The organism is Comamonas odontotermitis, from assembly GCF_014207855.1.
Classification (GTDB): domain Bacteria; phylum Pseudomonadota; class Gammaproteobacteria; order Burkholderiales; family Burkholderiaceae_C; genus Comamonas; species Comamonas odontotermitis_A.
In genome coordinates this window covers 221,660-238,020 of record NZ_JACHKZ010000003.1, presented here as the reverse complement: position 1 = coordinate 238,020, position 16,361 = coordinate 221,660, and the positions used below count along the sequence as shown (strand labels likewise).

Here is a 16,361-nt window from a genome sequence, read left to right as displayed (position 1 = left end):
GCGGGGCTGGGGGAATGGGCCGGTAAGTGGGCAGGCGAGGCGGCAGCGGTCATACATCTCCGTGGTTGAAAAGGCAAAAGATCCTTGAGTGAGTATGCATACAAACCGCGCTGCGGAGCAATCACGCATTCGCCCAGGTTTTCACTCATGAGACGTACCAGACAGGCCACCGTAGATGGAGGAACCTACTGCGCAAGCGGTGCTTCATCGCCCGCCCTGCCCTGCGTTGCGCTAGACTGCCTGCCATTCCGCAGACTTGCCATGCCACTACCTCCCGCCTCCCCTGCCCCTCTTGCCATGCAGCGCCCACCGCTGCGGCTGAGCTGCGTCGTGCCCGCCTACAACGAGGCAGCCAATCTGGAAACCTTTTTGCCCGCCCTGTACGAAGCGGTGCGTCTGCTGTCGGCAGAATGCGAGATCGTGCTGGTCGATGACGGCAGCAAGGACGAAACGCAGGCACTCGCACTGCACATGGCCGAGCGCCTGCCGCTGCAGTACGTGCAACTGTCGCGCAACTTTGGCAAGGAGGCGGCCATGAGCGCGGGGCTTGATTACGCGCGCGGCAATGCCGTGTTGCTGATCGACGCCGATTTTCAGCACCCGCTGCCCTTGATCGCCGAGATGGTGCAGTTGTGGAACAGCGGCTACGACATGGTGTATGGCGTGATCGCCGACCGGACCGCCGAGGGCGCCGCCAAACGCCGTGGCACGCAGCTGTTCTACTACCTGATGAACCGGGACAGCCGGTTCCGCATTCCGGAGAATGCGGGCGACTTCCGCTTGATGGACCGCAAGGTGGTGGATGTGCTGCGCCAACTGCCCGAACGCAACCGCTTCATGAAGGGGCTGTATGCCTGGGTCGGCTTCAAAAGCGCGGCCCTGCCCTTTGTGCCCGATGCACGCCGCAGCGGGCAATCCACTTTCAACCTGCACCGGCTGGGGGCGCTGGCGTTCGAGGGGCTGACCTCGTTCACAACCATTCCGCTCAAGGTCTGGAGCTTCATTGGCTTTTGCATCTCGCTTGCAGCCATTTTCTACGGCGTCTACATCACCGTCGAAACCTTGATCTTTGACAATCCCACCGACGGCTGGCCCACCCTGGCGGCCAGCCTGATGCTGTTCTCGGGCGTGCAGTTGCTGTCGATCGGCATGCTGGGCGAATACATCGGCCGCATCTACGACGAAGTCAAGCGCCGACCGCTGTATGTGGTGGACCAGCATGTGGCCACCCATGCGCTGCCCGTTGCAGCCCCTGGCACCGGTGGTGAAGGCGCAGCGCCAGCCGCCTCGCGTCCGCCGCAGGCATGATGGCGGCCTTGCTTTCGCTGCTGCGCCGTCTGCCCCAGAGCCTGCAGTTTGTCTGCGTGGGCGGCGCAGCGGCGCTCACCCATCTACTGGTAGTGGCCCTGCTGGTGCAGGGCCTGGCCTGGGCACCACTGGCAGCCAACGTGCTGGGTTTTCTGGTGGCATTCTGCGTGAGCTATGGTGGCCATGCAATGCTCACCTTTTCAGAGCATCAAGCGCCCCATCGGCAAGCACTACCGCGTTTTTTTCTGGTCGCCTGCTGCTCGTTTTTGCTGAATGAAGTGCTGTACTACATCGCCCTGCACCAGTGGCACCTGCACTATCTGTGGAGCCTGTTTGCCGTGCTGCTGATCGTGGCCATCGTCACCTTTGTGGCCGCCAAGTTCTGGGCCTTTGCCAGGAGCGCCGCATGAGCCGCACCATTGTGCTGTGCGCAGACGACTATGCGCTGCACCCCGCCGTCGACGCCGCCGTGCAACAACTGGCCGAGCAGGGCCGTCTGTCTGCCACCAGCTGCATGACCACCGCACCGCGCTGGCGCGAAGCGGCGCGGGCCCTGCCCGCCTTGCGCAGCAGGCTGGACGTGGGGCTGCACTTCAACCTGACCGAAGGCCACGGCGTGCAGCCCGGCACCACCATCGGCAGTGTCATCGCGCAGGCCTACACCCGTCGTCTGCCCGCAGCCCGCTTGCGCGATGCCTGGCGCGAGCAGCTCGACGCTTTTGAAGATGCCCTGGGCATGCCGCCCGATTATGTCGATGGCCACCAGCATGTGCACCAGTTGCCAAGCGTGCGCGCAGCCATGGTGGATGAGCTGCAGCGCCGCTACGGCGCAGACGCCGGGCAGCAGCTCTGGATTCGCTCCACGGCACCAGCAGGCCGCCTGCGCTGGCAGCCCAAGGCCGCGGTGATTGCGCTGCTGGGCGGCTACACGCTCACGCGCCAGCTGCATGCACGGCACTGGCGGATGAACCGGGGTTTTGGCGGCGTCTATGGCTTTGATGCGCCCACGCCTGCCGCGTATGGCGCGCACATGGCGCAATGGCTGACGGCCTGCGCTGACGCAAGCCTGCTCATGTGCCACCCTGCCAATGCAGAGGTAGAGGGCGACGCCATCGGCAGGCAGCGGCCGGTGGAGTTCGCTTACCTTCAATCGCCAGCGTTTGCCGATGCGCTGGCAGCGCAGAAGTGCAGCATCTGGCAGGCGGATCGCATCATTTCATAAAAATAGCTGCCAGCGCCCTTTCATCAAGCGCCAGCAGCTATGCTTTTATGAGCAATATATCGTCTCTTTGAGCCTGATGCCGCTGCGCGGCGCCATGGCTTTCAGCATTTGCTGAAATCCGGCTTTCTTTTCTCGAGGAAAGCGCTCATTGCCTCTTTGGCTGCGGGTTGCTGCAGCAGATCGGCAAACAGCTTGCCTTCTTCGGCAATGCGTGCCTGCACCGCTGCCATCTGGCCACTCTTGAGCAGTTTTTTGCTCGCCAGCAGCGAGCCCATGGGCTTGGCTGCCAGTTTGGCCGCCTGGGCCTGGGCGATGGCGTTGCATTCGGTGGGTGGCACCACGCGGTTGACCAGGCCCACTTCCAGTGCGGCCTCTGCCATGAACGGATCGCCCAGCAGCAAGGCCTCGCTGGCGCGCTGGTGGCCCATCAACTGGGGCAGCAACAGGCTCGATGCGCCTTCGGGGCAGAAGCCCAGGTTGACGAATGGCAGCGAAAACATGGCGTTGTCGCCCGCGTAGACCAGATCGCAGTGCAGCAGCATGGTCGTGCCAATGCCGACCGCCGGGCCGCAGACCGCCGCCACGATGGGTTTGGGGCAGGCGGCCAGTGCCTGCAGAAACTGGAAAGGCGGCGCATTCTCGTCCGGCTTGGGGCCGTTCAGAAAATCGCCCAGGTCATTGCCTGCGGTAAATACCGTGGCATCGCCCTGAAACAGCACCACGCGCACATCGCCGCTGGTGGCGGCCTGCTGCAGCACGCTGGCCATGGCCAGGTACATGGCGCCGGTGATCGAATTCTTCTTGGCAACGCGGTTGAAGGTGATGGTGCAGATGCCGTTCTCGGCCAGCACCAGGATGTCGTCGCAGGTGGATTGAATGCTCATAGTTATCTCTCCAATATCTAAGAGGCACGCGCGCCGGGCGCTTGCCTCTGTTCGGGCGCCGATGCTAACCGATCCTGCGCCCTCCATTTACTCTTTGTAATAGACCAATTGGTGGCTCGTTGCGAGCAAGGTGCCGCCCGGCGCCCAGATCTGCGCCGTCTGGTCGAAAAAGCCGTCACGAAAGCCCTGGCCCTGCGCCTGCGCCAGCACCGGCTCGCTGCCGACCTGCCGCAACTCGTCCTCGCTGGCGTGGAAGTACACGCTGAATGTGACCGTACCAATCGGCACCCGCTTGGCGCGGCGCAGCCAGATGCGCGGAAAGAACACGTCGCACAGCGCCGTCAGCGCCTGCACGTCCAAGGGGCGCGGCGGCTCGTCACTGACCCACATGCGGGTCAGGCTCGGGCTGATTGCACCGTCCCACTGCTCCGGGTAGCTGCCCAGGAGCGGGCGCACGTTGTAGCGCGAGAGCCATTCCACGCGAAAATCGGTGACGTAGCGCGCCACTTCGCCAGACGGCGGCACCTGCGGCATGGCGCATTCGTCGTCCGACCAGGTCTTGCGCGCCAGCGCCGTCATCGCGGTGGCAGTCGTGGTTGTGGACCAATGGCCTTGCGCGTCCTTTTCGCGCATGGTGATGATCCAGTGCTGCGTGGAGCGGTTGGTGCGCGCGGGAATGGCTTCAATCACCACCTCGCCCTCACCCACGGCCCCAGCAAAATTCACCGTGATCGCCACCAACTCGCCCAGGCGATCCGGGTGCTGCAGCACCGCCTGCGCCATCTGCGCCGCGGTGATGCCGCCGTAGGGCCCGACCATGTTCCAGTAATCCTTGCTGGCGCGTGTGGCGAACTGGTTGGCGCCAGCAGGCTCCATCGCCATCGCCCGGTCAAAGGGATGGTCGCCTACAGAAGTGAAGAGGTTGCTCATTGGGACAGTTTTCGCAAGAAAAGTGAAGAAAGGCTCCAGAGCCTTGCGCGCACCCATCGCGCGCTAGCTGCCTATTTATGGCAATTGGCAGTTGCATTTTCTGCCACTTTCAGCAACACCTGATTTGTACCACTCCCACCCCGCCAGGCGTGCCGTCTGCGGGACAGCACGCCTGCGCTGGAATCTGTCAGCGCACTTACACGCGTTCCAGAATACCGGCAGCTCCCTGCCCCATGCCCACACACATGGTCACCATGCCGTACTTGAGCTTGTTGCGTTGCAGTGCATGCACCACCGTGGCCGCGCGGATGGCACCGGTCGCGCCCAGCGGGTGGCCCAGTGCAATCGCGCCGCCCATGGGGTTAACCTTGGCCGGGTCCATGCCCAGCTGCTCCATGACGGCGAGCGACTGCGCGGCAAAAGCCTCGTTCAGCTCGATCCAGTCCATGTCCTGCAGCGACAGGCCTGCATTGCGCAGCGCAGCGGGAATCGCCTCGATTGGCCCAATGCCCATGATCTCGGGCGGCACGCCCTTGCTGGCGTAGCTGACAAAGCGCGCCAGCGGCGTCAGATTGAAGCGCTTGAGGGCCGCCTCGCTCATCACCAGCAGCGCACCTGCGCCATCGCTGGTCTGCGAACTGTTGCCGGCGGTGACCGAGCCGCGCGCCGCAAACACGGTGCGGAGCTTGGCGAGGCCCTCGATGGAGGTATCGGGACGCGGCCCTTCGTCCAGGCTCACGGTGCGCGAGCTGCTCACCGCTTCGCCCTTGGCGATGTCCACGCCACGGTCGGTCACGGTGATCGGCGTGATTTCTGCCGTGAAATCGCCCGCCTGCTGCGCAGCCAACGCACGCTGGTGCGATTGCAGCGCAAATGCGTCCTGGGCATCGCGGCTCACCTTCCAGCGCTGCGCCACCTTCTCGGCCGTCAGGCCCATGCCGTAGGCAATGCCCACGTCGCCTTCGCGCTCAAAGATCGAAGGCGACAGCGATGGCGAATTGCCCATCATGGGCACCATGCTCATGCTCTCGACACCGGCGGCAATCATCACATCGGCCTCGCCCACGCGGATGCGGTCTGCCGCCATCTGCAGCGCTGTGAGGCCCGACGCGCAGAAGCGGTTGACGGTAACGCCTCCCACTCCTACCGGCAGGCCTGCCAGCACCGCGCTGATGCGGGCCACATTCAGCCCCTGCTGCGCCTCGGGGATGGCGCAGCCGCACACCACATCCTCGATGGCCTGCGGATCGAGCCCGGGCGCCTGCGCCAGCACGGCTTTCATCGTGGTGGCCAGCAGATCGTCGGGGCGCATGTTGCGCAGATAGCCTTTGTGCGACTTGCCAATCGGCGTGCGCGTGGCAGCAACAATGTAGGCGTCTTGTACTTGTTTCATATCGATCTCTCAATGATCCAAACAATGCTCTTGGGTTCGTGGCTGAGGAAGCGTAGCGAGCAGGACTCAGGCAAGGCGGACGGAGCACAGCCACCGGAGCGCACTTGCTGTGCGTGAGGATGGCGAGCACCGCCCAACGCCGCATGAGGCCTGCGCAGTAGCTTCATCAGTTACGAACCGGTTTTCCGGTGCTCAGCATGCCCAGAATGCGCTCCTGGGTCTTTTCCTTCACGATCAGGTCGGTGAAGGCCTTGCGCTCCAGCGCCATCAGGTATTCCTCGTTCACCAGCGTGCCTGCGTCCACATCGCCGCCGCACACCACATCGGCCATGTGGCTGGCAATCAGCATGTCGTGTTCGGTGATGAAGCCGCCTTCGCGCATGTTGACCAGGGTGCTGCGCAGGGTCGCAGCACCGCTGCGGCCCGCTACCGGGAAAGGCTTGCGCTGCGGCGGGCGCCAGCCCGACTGCGCCATGGCCTTGGCCTGGGTGAGCGCCACAAACAGCAGCTCGTCACGGTGCGGCACGATCACATCGTCAGCCTGCAGGTAGCCCAGGGTTTGCGACTCCAGCGCGCTGGTGCCGACTGTGGCCTTGGCGGCGGCCGTAAAGCCGTTGGCCAGGAAGGGCAGCAGATCGTTGCCGGTCGAATATTGGGCATGGCGCGCGGCCTGGTAGGCCACGTTGGTGAGGCCGCCAGCGCCGGGCACCAGGCCCACGCCCATTTCCACCAGGCCAATGTAGCTTTCCATGTGCGCCACGCGGCGTGCGCAGTGCAGCAGCAGCTCGCAGCCGCCGCCCAGCGCCATGCCATGCACCGCTCCCACCACGGGGATCTGCGCATAGCGCACGGCCAGGAAGAGCTGCTGCATCACCTGCTCGATCTGGTCGATGGCCATGGGGCCCTGCAGTGCAAAGGCGGGCATCATGGCCTGCAGATCGGCGCCCACGCTGAACGGCGCATCGCCCGACCAGACGACCATGGCGTCGAAATCCTTCTCCGCGAGCGCCAGCGCGGCCTGCAGGTCTTCCATGACATCGGGGCTGATGGCGTGCATCTTGGTCTTGATGCTGAAGACCAGCACCTGGTCATCCAGCGTCCAGGTGCGCGAGGCCTTGCTCTCGGTCAAGGTTCGGCCTGCCGTGCGCCAATCCTGCGCGGCGTCGCCCGCCTCGCCCAGCACGCGCTCGGGGAAGATCTGGCGCGCATATACCGGCAGATCGCGGCGCGGCACAAAGCGGTTTTCGGCTGCGCTCCACGATCCCTGGGGCGTGTGCACGCCGCCAGCATCGGCCACCGGGCCTTCAAACACCCATTGCGGCAGGGGCTCGGTGCTGAGCGCCTTGCCCGCGTCGATGTCTTCCTGCACCATCTTGGCGACCTGCAGCCAGCCCGCTTCCTGCCACAGCTCGAACGGGCCTTGCTGCATGCCAAAGCCCCAGCGCATGGCCAAGTCCACATCGCGTGCGTTGTCCGCTATATCCTTCAGGTGCACGGCAGCGTAATGAAAGCTGTTGCGCAGAATGGCCCAAAGAAACTGGCCCTGCGCGCCCTCGCTACCCCGCAGCAACTGCAGGCGCTCGCCTGCAGGCTTTTTCAGCATGCGGGTGTAGACGTCGTTGCACTTCTCGCCCGAGGGCACATACGCTTGGTGCTCGGGATCGAAGCGCTCGATGCCCAGCTTGGTCTTGCGGTAAAAACCCGCCTTGGTCTTTTGCCCCAGCGCGCCATCTGCTATTAATTTGGTAATGACGGCAGGCGTTGCGTAGCTGGCGTAGAACGAATCGGTCTGCGCGCTCAGCTGGGTTTGCATCGTGCCGATGACATGGGCCAGGGTGTCGAGGCCCACCACATCGGCAGTGCGAAAAGTGCCTGAGCTGGCCCGACCGAGCTTCTTGCCAGTCAGGTCGTCCACCACGTCATAGGTCAGGCCAAAGCGATCGGCCTCGGCAATGGTGGACAGCATGCCCGCCACGCCCACGCGGTTGGCCACGAAGTTGGGCGTGTCCTTGGCGCGTACCACGCCTTTGCCCAGCTGGGTGGTGGCAAAGGTTTCCAGCTGATCGAGCACCTGAGGCTCGGTAGCCGCAGTGGGGATCAACTCCACCAGCTGCATGTAGCGCGGCGGATTGAAGAAATGGATACCGCAGAAGCGATGGCGCAGCTGCTCGGGCAGGGCTTGCGACAACGCGGTGATCGACAGGCCCGAGGTGTTGGATGCCAGGATCGCATGGGGTGCGACGAACGGCGCGATCTTGTGGTACAGATCGCGCTTCCAGTCCATGCGCTCGGCAATCGCCTCGATCACCAGGTCACAGTCCTTGAGCAACTCCAGGTGCTCTTCGTAGTTGGCAGCCGCTATGAGATCCGCTTCTGCCGATACGCCCAGCGGCGAAGGCTTGAGCTTTTTCAGGTTGGCAATCGCTTTCTGGGCAATCGCGCTCTTGGTGCCTTCCTTTGCCGAAAGGTCAAACAGCACCACCGGCACGCGCACATTGACGAGGTGGGCCGCAATCTGCGCCCCCATCACCCCGGCGCCGAGCACCGCCACTTTTTTCACCACAAATCGGGACATGGTTACTCCACTTTTGATAGCTGCCAGCGCTTTCTAGTTAGCCGCTGGCAACCAGTTTCATTCAAAATCTATTCGACACGCGACCAGGTCTGCGTGCGGCCGAACGGGCCGATCGATCCGCGCACATCGAGCTTGCTGCCGTTGTCGGCAGGCGTGAGCTTCAGGCTGTAGGTGCTGCCGTTTTCCGGGTCAAGGATCCGGCCGTCTTCCCACACAGCCTTGCCTTCTGCCTTCTTGGCGCCGCGAATGATCTCCAGCCCCACCAGTGGCTGGCCCTTGCGGTCGTCGGTGCAGCGGTCGCATACCGCCTTGGGGTCAGCACCCTTGCGCAGCAGCTTTTCCACCTTGCCGCTGAGCACGCCGCCGCTGTCGCTGATGCGCACCTCGGATTTGGGCTCGCCGCTTTTCTCGTCGAAGGTGCGCCACAGGCCCACCGGCGACATTTCGGCAGCGAGCGCTGGCAGTGCCACCGCCAAGCTGCCAGCCGCCATCAGCAACGGTTTCAGCAAGGTTTGCATCACGGTCTCCTTGGGTCTTTTTTGGCAGTGCCGCAGGTGTTAAGCCAGCGCTGCGTCGGTGTTCATCAAGAGCTTGCTGCCGGTGCGCATGGTGCGCACGCGCAGGCCAGCCTCGGGGAAGAGGCGCGCAAAGTAAAAGCGTGCCGTCTGCAGCTTGCCTTCGTAGAAGGTCTTGTCTGCCGCGTCGCCGCCTGCCAGCGCACGCAGCGCGGTTTGCGCCATACGCGCCCACCAGTAGCCCATCACCAGATGGCCCATGACGCAGAGGTAGTCGACCGAGGCCGCACCCACTTCGTCAGGGTTTTGCAGTGCTTTGAGGCCCAGCTCGGTGGTGATGCCTGTCATCTGGCCAGCCAGTTGCGCCAGCGGGTTGATGAAATCGGCCATGCGCTCGTTCACGCCTTCTTCTTCGACCAGACCCTGCACCAGCTTGCCCAGCGCCTTGAGCGCCGCGCCCTGGTCGCCCAGCACCTTGCGGCCCAGCAGGTCGAGTGCCTGGATGCCGTTGGTGCCTTCGTAGATCATGTTGATGCGCGCATCGCGCACGAACTGCTCCATGCCGGTTTCGTGGATGTAGCCATGGCCGCCAAACACCTGCTGGCACAGCACGGTCACATCAAAGCCCTTGTCCGTCAGGAAAGCCTTGAGGATGGGCGTGAGCAGCGCCACCTGTGCGGCATTGGCCTTGCGCACGGCTTCGTCCGGGTGGTTCAGCTCTTCATCAACCAGGGCCGAGGTCGCCACCATCATGGCGCGGCCGCCTTCGCTGTAGGCCTTGGCGGTCAGCAGCATGCGGCGCACATCGGGGTGCACGATGATCGGATCGGCGGGCAGGTCCTTGGCCTTGGTGCCCGAGAGGCTGCGCATCTGCACGCGATCCTTGGCATAGGCCAGCGCGTTCTGGTAGGCCACGGTCATCAGGCCCAGCGACTGGTTGGCCACGCCCAGGCGGGCGGCGTTCATCATCACGAACATGGCTTGCAGGCCCTTGTTGGGCTGGCCTACCAGGGTGCCCACGGCGCCATCGATGGCGATCTGCGCGGTGGCGTTGCCGTGGATGCCCATCTTGTGCTCCAGACCTGAGCAGCTGATGGGGTTGCGGGCACCGATCGAGCCATCGGCATTGACCAGGAACTTGGGCACCAGGAACAGGCTGATGCCCTTGCTGCCCTTGGGCGCATCGGGCAGGCGGGCCAGCACCAGGTGCACGATGTTGTCCGTCATGTCGTGTTCACCGGCGCTGATGAAGATCTTGTTGCCGGTGATCTTGTAGGTGCCATCGGCCTGGGGCTCAGCCTTGGTGCGCAGCAGGCCCAGGTCGGTGCCGCAATGGGGCTCGGTCAGGCACATGGTGCCAGTCCATTCGCCGCTGGTGAGCTTGGGCAGGTAGAGCTTTTTCTGCTCGTCCGAGCCATACACATGGAGCGCCTCGTAGGCGCCGTGCGACAGACCGGGGTACATGGCCCAGGCCTGGTTGGCGCTGTTGAGCATTTCGTACAGGCACTGGTTCAGCACAAAGGGCAGGCCCTGGCCGCCGTAGGCGGTGTCGCACGACAAGGCTGCCCAGCCGCCTTCCACATACTTGGCGTAAGCCTCCTTGAACCCCTTGGGCGTGGCCACGCTCGAATCCTCAGGGTTGCGGGTACAACCTTCAACGTCGCCCGACAGGTTGAGCGGCTGCAGGACTTCGGCGGCGAACTTGCCAGCCTCTTCCAGGATGGCATCCATGGTGCCGGTGTCGACATCGGCATAGGCTGGCAGCTGGGCAAAGCGCGCGGGCAGGCCCAGCACTTCTTGCATGAGGAACTGCATGTCGCGCAGTGGTGGGGTGTACTGAGGCATGGAATGTCCTTTTTTATGAAATCAACGCAGATTCGGAAGCCGCCACAGCAGGGGATGCGGGCAGTACCGGAGGGATTGGAGAGGAGACGGATAGCAAAGGCGCCAATGCGGCGTCGATCAGCGGCGCATCGCGCTCGCTGTCCACCGCGTAGCGATGGAGCACGCTGCGCAGTGCGCGCGTGGCATGCTGCAAGGCCTGCGGGCCGTGCAGAAAACGGGTTTCGTAGTGCAGGGAGAGGATGATGCCGTGCAGCTCGAACAGCACCTGGTCGGGCTCGACTTCGGTCAGCAGCTGGCCCTCCTTCTGGGACTGGGCAATTGCGCGGCGCATGGCGTCCATCCAGATGCTGACCGATTCAGCCAATGCATCGCGCACATCGCCCGGGCGATCGTCGAACTCCACCGCGCCACTGATGTACAGGCTGCCATAGAGGCGACTGGCTTCGCCCTGCTGGGCGGTGCTGCCCATCCAGCCCGTCACCATGTGCAGGAGACGGGGCAGGCCGCGCGGGGCTGCCAGGGCGGGACCGAAGATCTCGCGCTCGAAACGGGTGTGGTATTCACGCACGACCGAGCACTGCAGCTCTTCCAGTGAGCCAAAATGGGCAAAGACGCCCGATTTGCTCATGCCCATGGCCAGGGCCACCATGCCCAGCGACAGGCCATCGAGCCCTTCCTGTGCGGACAGTGCGAGCGCTGCATCCAGAATGGCTGCGCGGGTTTGCGCCCCTTTGGCAAGTTTCGTGGTTTCGTTGTTTTCAGTGGTGATTTTGGACATACATCAAAAATAGCACGGTCGTTCTATTTTTTGATTTTTGCACAATCCCTGCCCCTTGCCAATGCCTGTTTTGCAAAGCAAGGGTAAACCACAGGCCCCAATGGCAAAAGGCGCGCAACGCGTTTGCAGCACCGCTCAAAAACACAATAAAAAAGCTGCCAGCGCTTTTCTAATCAGCGCTGGCAGCTATATTTTTTGATGCAACCCGTGGAACGGGCGTGGTCAGTGTGCCATCAGTCCCAGGCACGCATCGATCTGCTCGGTAGGCAGCTTGCGGAAATCCGACCGCGCAAAGCGTTGCAGGCGGCCGATCAGGAAAGACATATAGACGCTGGCACGCACATTCGCATCGACGGTGGGCGTGGCTGAACCGTCTGCCCCCGGCACGGTGCGCAGGCACTGGCGCAAGGTGGTTTCGATGCGTTCAAAAAATTGCTGCATGCGCTGCTGCAGACGCGGATGCTCGGACTGCAGGGCATCGCCCATCATCACCCGTACCATGCCCGGGTTGCGTTCGCCAAACTGCAGCACCATTGAGACGACGCGCTGCGCCTGGGCAATGCCTTGCTCCACGGTCTTGGCAGGGTCAGGTACCTCGCGGCCCGTGATCTGCACCGCCAGGGTGAATACGGACTGCTCGATGAAGTCGATCAGTCCTTCGTACATCTGCGCCTTGCTGGCGAAGTGACGGTAGAGCGCAGCTTCGCTGATCGACATCTGCGCCGCCAGGGCCGCCGTGGTGATGCGGTCAGCACCCGGCTGCTCCAGCATCGCGGCCAGCGTTTGCAGAATCTGGATCCGGCGCTCTCCGGGTTTTGGGCGTTTGCGGGTTGGCACCGGCGCGGCGTCGTCTACCGGCGCTTCAATAACGTCGGCGGCGAATGAAGATTCTTGATCGGACATGCGTTGTTTGAGGCTGTGCCCGGCGTAGTCTCCCAACATCGCCAGGCTATTTTTTCTAGGCAGCAATCATGCTTTTTTTACTCTCAGAGACTGTGTATCAGCCTGTGGAGCCTGTAACATCTTACTGCAAAAAACCTGCAAAATCATGGCTGAAATCGCGCTTATCACTGGATAAGCCCATGAATTACGCAATCAAATGTATCAATAACTACGAATCATGGTGCCATAAGCCGTGTCGGTCAGGATCTCCAGCAGCATGGCGTGGGGCACGCGGCCATCCACAATGTGCACGGCGTTCACACCGCTCTTGGCTGCATCGATGGCACCCGCCAGCTTGGGCAGCATGCCCCCCGAAATCGTACCGTCTGCGATCAGATCGTCAATCTGGCGCGAGGTCAGCTCGGTGAGCAACTGGCCTTGCTTGTCCAGCACACCAGGAATGTTCGTCAGCAGCATCAGCTTTTCAGCTTGCAGCACGGTCGCCAGCTTGCTGGCCACCACATCGGCGTTGATGTTGTAGCTCTCGTTGCCTTCACCAAAGCCGATGGGGCTGACCACTGGAATGAAGGCATCGTCCTGCAGCGCCTTGACCACGCTCGGATCGATCTGGAGGATATCACCGACCTGGCCCACATCGTGCTCCACCGACGGGTCTTTGTTGTCCTTGAGCTTGAGTTTTTGTGCACGGATCAGGCCGCCGTCGCGCCCGGTCAGGCCCACCGCCTTGCCGCCCGCCTGGTTGATCAGGCCCACGATGTCCTGCTGCACTTCACCGGCCAGCACCCATTCCACCACTTCCATGGTTTCGGCATCGGTCACGCGCATGCCTTGTACGAACCGGCCTTCCTTGCCCAGGCGCTTCAAGGCGTTTTCAATCTGTGGCCCGCCACCATGCACCACCACCGGGTTGATTCCCACGAGCTTGAGCAGCACCACGTCTTCGGCAAAATCAGCCTGCAGCTCAGGATCCGTCATGGCATTGCCGCCGTACTTGATGACCATGGTCTTGCCATGGAACTTGCGGATGTACGGCAGCGCCTGCGCCAGGATTTCTGCCTTGTCGCGTGGAGCAATAGATAGAGGTTGGGTCGTCATGGTTGCAGGCCTTTATAGCAGGACGGGAAGGTTCAAAACGCGCATTGTGCCCCAATCTATGCCACCGACGAAGATTAACGAATCCAGCCGGGCAGCTTGAAGCGCACAATCACCAGGTACGCGGCCACATAAGAGATGCAGAACAGCGCACAGAACGCAATCAGCACATAGGTGTTGCGCCAGAACAGCACCGCAGGCACCACCGTCAACAAGGTGAAGGCCCATAGATAGGGTGCCGTGCGGTTGTTGCGGCGCAGCATCTGACGGGCGGCATTTTCGTCCAGCACACTGCGCACGATGCGGCGATAGATCAGCTGGTGCAAATGCAGGGCATCTGCCATGCCCGGCGAGTCGCCTCGCGCCAGCTTGCGGTAGATGGAGAACATGGTCTCCCATACCGGATAGATCAGCAGCAGCATCGGAAACCAGGGAGAGACGATAGGGTGGCGCTGCACCAGGGTGATGCTGCAGAACGCGATCACGATGCCCCAGACATAGGCGCCACCGTCACCGGCGAACAGCTGGCCCATGGGGTAGTTCCAGAACATGAAGCCCAACGTGGCGGCCGCAGTGATCACCAGCATGGCAGCCAGCTCGCGGTCGCCCAGTTGCAGCGCCACATGGGTGAGCGCCGCACAGATGATGAGGGCCACCATGCCGGCCAGGCCGTTGTAGCCATCGATGATGTTGAAGGCATGGGGCAGGCCCGCGATCGCCAGCACTGCGAGCGCCATGCCCAGCCAGGGGGCAGCACTCAACAGGGCATCGAGCCAGCCCAGACCCAGGCGCGGCACGGTCATGCCCAACAGGTAGACCGCCAGCAAGCCGGTGGCCAGTGTCAGCACCAGGCGGTAGCGCACCGTCATGCGTTGGGTCATATCCTCGGCGATACCACCCGCCACCGCTGGCAGCATCGCTATGAAAAAGTAGAGCACCCAGGTGTTCCAATGCAATGCATTGCTGTAGTAGCCCCACCAGTTCTGCACCCCCGCCACACCCACCGTCAGCACCATGCTGACAAACATGGCCAGGCCGCCCAGCCGGGGGATGTGACCCATGTGAAAGCGCTGGGGCAGATCTTTGCCGTAGCGCTTGGCGTGCCCGCGTACCCGGCGCACGATGAAGCCCGCACCAATCAGCGCGAACAGAAAAGCCACCACTGCCAAGAGAATCATTGTTTCGTCATCGTGAGTGCCGCAGCCGGCAGGCGCCGCAACAAAGGGCGCGAGCGCCAGAACACCGCCGAAGTCCATAACTGCAGCAGGCTGCGAATATGCCACAAAGCATGGCGCATGCGCCGGTGGCTGGCCCTCTGACCTGCATGTTCCACCGTGGCGTCTGCACGCGCCAGCGTGAAACCGGCCAGGCGCAGGCGCAGGCAGAGGTCTACATCCTCACAGTACATGAAGTAGGCGGGGTTCAATCCGCCAATGCCACGCCACGCCTCGGCGGGCAGCATCCACATGGCGCCGTTGACCCATTCCGCACGTGTTTCCCGTCGGCGCACCGCATAGCGCAAGAGCAGCGACCAGGGCGTGGGAACCTCGCGCTCGCTGTCCTGCACCGCGCCTGTTCCATCAACCTGCGTGGGATAGGCCAGGCCGACGCCGGGGCGACGCGCCGCCTCGATGAGCGCGGGGAAAGGATTGTCCCGGCTCAGCATGACATCCGGGTTGACGATGCAGACAAAAGGCTCGCTGGCGCCTGCAAGGGCCGCATTGTGGTTGGCCGAAAAGCCCAGGGGCGCGGGATTGTGCCGAATCTCCAGCACAAATGGCCAGCCACCCGGGGGCGCCTGCAGCGGCGCCTCAGGCTGGTTCAGCGTCAATACGACACGGCTTACCCCGTCTTCACCCAGGCGGGCGAGATCTTCCAGCAGGCGCTGCACCATGTCCCGATGCCCGTGGCTGACGACGGACAGGACAATGGCAGGATGCTGGTGTGGCGGATTCGGCATGGCCTCGTATTATCCCCTGCCGTTGCAGGGGCAGCGGCCATGGCGGGCCTCAGTACAGGCGCAGCGCCAGCAATATGCGCAAAATCAAGGTATCCACGGCACTCATGCGCCAGTAGAAGCCCTGGATAGCCACGCGAAATGCGGCTAGCCATTGCCTGCGCGATCGAAGCAGCATCTGCAGTTGGGCTCGTTGCTCGTCTTTCAAGCGGGCTCCATGGGCGCGATCGAATTCCGCCAGTTGGTCCAGCCAGCCGGGGCCGGCCTGGCGCAAGCGGCGCGCAAAGCGCTGCACGCGCGCCCACTGTCCCCGCAGGCCCTGCTGCTGCATTCCAATGGTGTTGCTTGCGTGCTGCCTGTAAAGAATGTGGCTTTGCGTATCGAACACCACCGTGCCAAAGGCAGAAACAACGAGGTAGGCCCACCAGTCATGCGCCAGACAGTACCTGGGCAACGACGAGAGCACCAATTGGCGCGCAGAGGCATTCAGTGCTACGGTGCAGCCTGTGGCGATGTTCTGCACCAGGGCGTTGCCCCAGCCGATCTTGTCAGCAGGATAGTCGGGCGACGGGCCGATCGCCTGCAGCTCCCTATTGGTGTACTGGGTGCGCGAGCAGTACAGCGCCGGGCCGCTCTGTGGCGCCAGTGCGGCCAAGGCGCTGGCGACCTTGCCGGGAAGCCAGACATCGTCCTGGTCGCAAAAAAAGTAGAAATCGTAGTCATTGCCCGCAATTTGCAACAACTCATGAAAACTGCCGACAAAACCAAGATTGCCACCCGCCGTGACACGGATGTTGGGGTGCGCCGCCGCATATCGGTGGACAATGGCAAGCGTCGCATCCGACGAGCCATCGTCGCGCACCCAGAGATCGCATGCTGCATGGGTTTGCACCAGCAGTGAATCCAGTTGCGCTGACAGAAACTGCTCGCCATTGAATGTAGACAATAGAATTGCCACT

15 protein-coding genes and 1 other RNA gene are annotated in these 16,361 nt (G+C 62.9%); 3 read left to right on the top strand and 13 right to left on the bottom strand.

The features are described from left to right. The first annotated feature begins 261 nt into the window (after window positions 1–261). From HNP33_RS04375 to HNP33_RS04365, 3 genes are read left to right on the top strand one after another with little or no spacing between them, the layout of a single operon-like run. Window positions 262–1,308, top strand: coding sequence for a glycosyltransferase family 2 protein (locus HNP33_RS04375; RefSeq protein WP_221451979.1), 1,047 nt, complete (start codon window positions 262–264; stop codon window positions 1,306–1,308). Then, window positions 1,308–1,718 carry a GtrA family protein gene (locus tag HNP33_RS04370; protein ID WP_184705658.1) on the top strand — a complete coding sequence of 137 codons (411 nt, stop codon included), beginning with the start codon at window positions 1,308–1,310 and terminating at the stop codon, window positions 1,716–1,718. The genes HNP33_RS04375 and HNP33_RS04370 overlap by 1 nt, the downstream gene beginning before the upstream one ends. Further along, window positions 1,715–2,530: a ChbG/HpnK family deacetylase gene (locus tag HNP33_RS04365; RefSeq protein WP_184705656.1), complete on the top strand. Its 816-nt coding sequence runs from the start codon at window positions 1,715–1,717 to the stop codon at window positions 2,528–2,530. The genes HNP33_RS04370 and HNP33_RS04365 overlap by 4 nt, the downstream gene beginning before the upstream one ends. Window positions 2,531–2,631: 101 nt before the next feature. Here the strand turns inward: HNP33_RS04365 and HNP33_RS04360 are convergent, their stop codons facing one another. The 13 genes from HNP33_RS04360 to HNP33_RS04300 form a co-directional block, all read right to left on the bottom strand. Further along, complete coding sequence (locus HNP33_RS04360) at window positions 2,632–3,414, bottom strand: enoyl-CoA hydratase (RefSeq protein ID WP_184705654.1); 783 nt, start codon at window positions 3,412–3,414, stop codon at window positions 2,632–2,634. 87 nt (window positions 3,415–3,501) lie between these two features. After that, a complete protein-coding gene (locus tag HNP33_RS04355) occupies window positions 3,502–4,344 on the bottom strand; it encodes an acyl-CoA thioesterase (protein ID WP_184705652.1) in 843 nt (280 codons plus the stop codon). 196 nt (window positions 4,345–4,540) lie between these two features. Further along, window positions 4,541–5,737, bottom strand: a complete 1,197-nt coding sequence (locus HNP33_RS04350) for an acetyl-CoA C-acyltransferase (protein ID WP_184705650.1) — start codon at window positions 5,735–5,737, stop codon at window positions 4,541–4,543. A gap of 40 nt (window positions 5,738–5,777) precedes the next feature. Continuing rightward, window positions 5,778–5,852, bottom strand: a non-coding RNA gene (locus HNP33_RS04345) — sX9 sRNA. 51 nt (window positions 5,853–5,903) lie between these two features. Then, a complete protein-coding gene (locus HNP33_RS04340) occupies window positions 5,904–8,312 on the bottom strand; it encodes a 3-hydroxyacyl-CoA dehydrogenase/enoyl-CoA hydratase family protein (protein ID WP_184705648.1) in 2,409 nt (802 codons plus the stop codon). 68 nt (window positions 8,313–8,380) lie between these two features. After that, the gene (locus tag HNP33_RS04335; protein WP_184705646.1) at window positions 8,381–8,830 is read right to left on the bottom strand and encodes a DUF2147 domain-containing protein; all 450 of its coding nucleotides are present in this window, start codon (window positions 8,828–8,830) and stop codon (window positions 8,381–8,383) included. Between the two features lie 39 nt (window positions 8,831–8,869). Next, on the bottom strand, window positions 8,870–10,672 hold the full coding sequence (locus HNP33_RS04330) for an acyl-CoA dehydrogenase C-terminal domain-containing protein (protein WP_184705644.1): 1,803 nt from the start codon (window positions 10,670–10,672) through the stop codon (window positions 8,870–8,872). Window positions 10,673–10,685: 13 nt separating this feature from the next. After that, complete coding sequence (locus HNP33_RS04325; protein ID WP_184705643.1) at window positions 10,686–11,450, bottom strand: TetR/AcrR family transcriptional regulator; 765 nt, start codon at window positions 11,448–11,450, stop codon at window positions 10,686–10,688. 222 nt (window positions 11,451–11,672) lie between these two features. Beyond that, complete coding sequence (slmA, locus tag HNP33_RS04320) at window positions 11,673–12,353, bottom strand: nucleoid occlusion factor SlmA (RefSeq protein WP_184705641.1); 681 nt, start codon at window positions 12,351–12,353, stop codon at window positions 11,673–11,675. A gap of 201 nt (window positions 12,354–12,554) precedes the next feature. Continuing rightward, window positions 12,555–13,448, bottom strand: a complete 894-nt coding sequence (gene argB / locus HNP33_RS04315; RefSeq protein ID WP_184705639.1) for an acetylglutamate kinase — start codon at window positions 13,446–13,448, stop codon at window positions 12,555–12,557. 74 nt (window positions 13,449–13,522) lie between these two features. Next, window positions 13,523–14,623, bottom strand: coding sequence for a glycosyltransferase family 4 protein (locus HNP33_RS04310; protein WP_184705637.1), 1,101 nt, complete (start codon window positions 14,621–14,623; stop codon window positions 13,523–13,525). Continuing rightward, complete coding sequence (locus tag HNP33_RS04305; RefSeq protein WP_184705636.1) at window positions 14,620–15,405, bottom strand: glycosyltransferase; 786 nt, start codon at window positions 15,403–15,405, stop codon at window positions 14,620–14,622. The genes HNP33_RS04310 and HNP33_RS04305 overlap by 4 nt, the downstream gene beginning before the upstream one ends. A 49-nt stretch (window positions 15,406–15,454) precedes the next feature. Further along, window positions 15,455–16,348 (bottom strand): glycosyltransferase family 2 protein, encoded by an 894-nt coding sequence (locus tag HNP33_RS04300; protein WP_184705634.1) that lies wholly within the window; start codon window positions 16,346–16,348, stop codon window positions 15,455–15,457. Window positions 16,349–16,361: the final 13 nt, after the last annotated feature.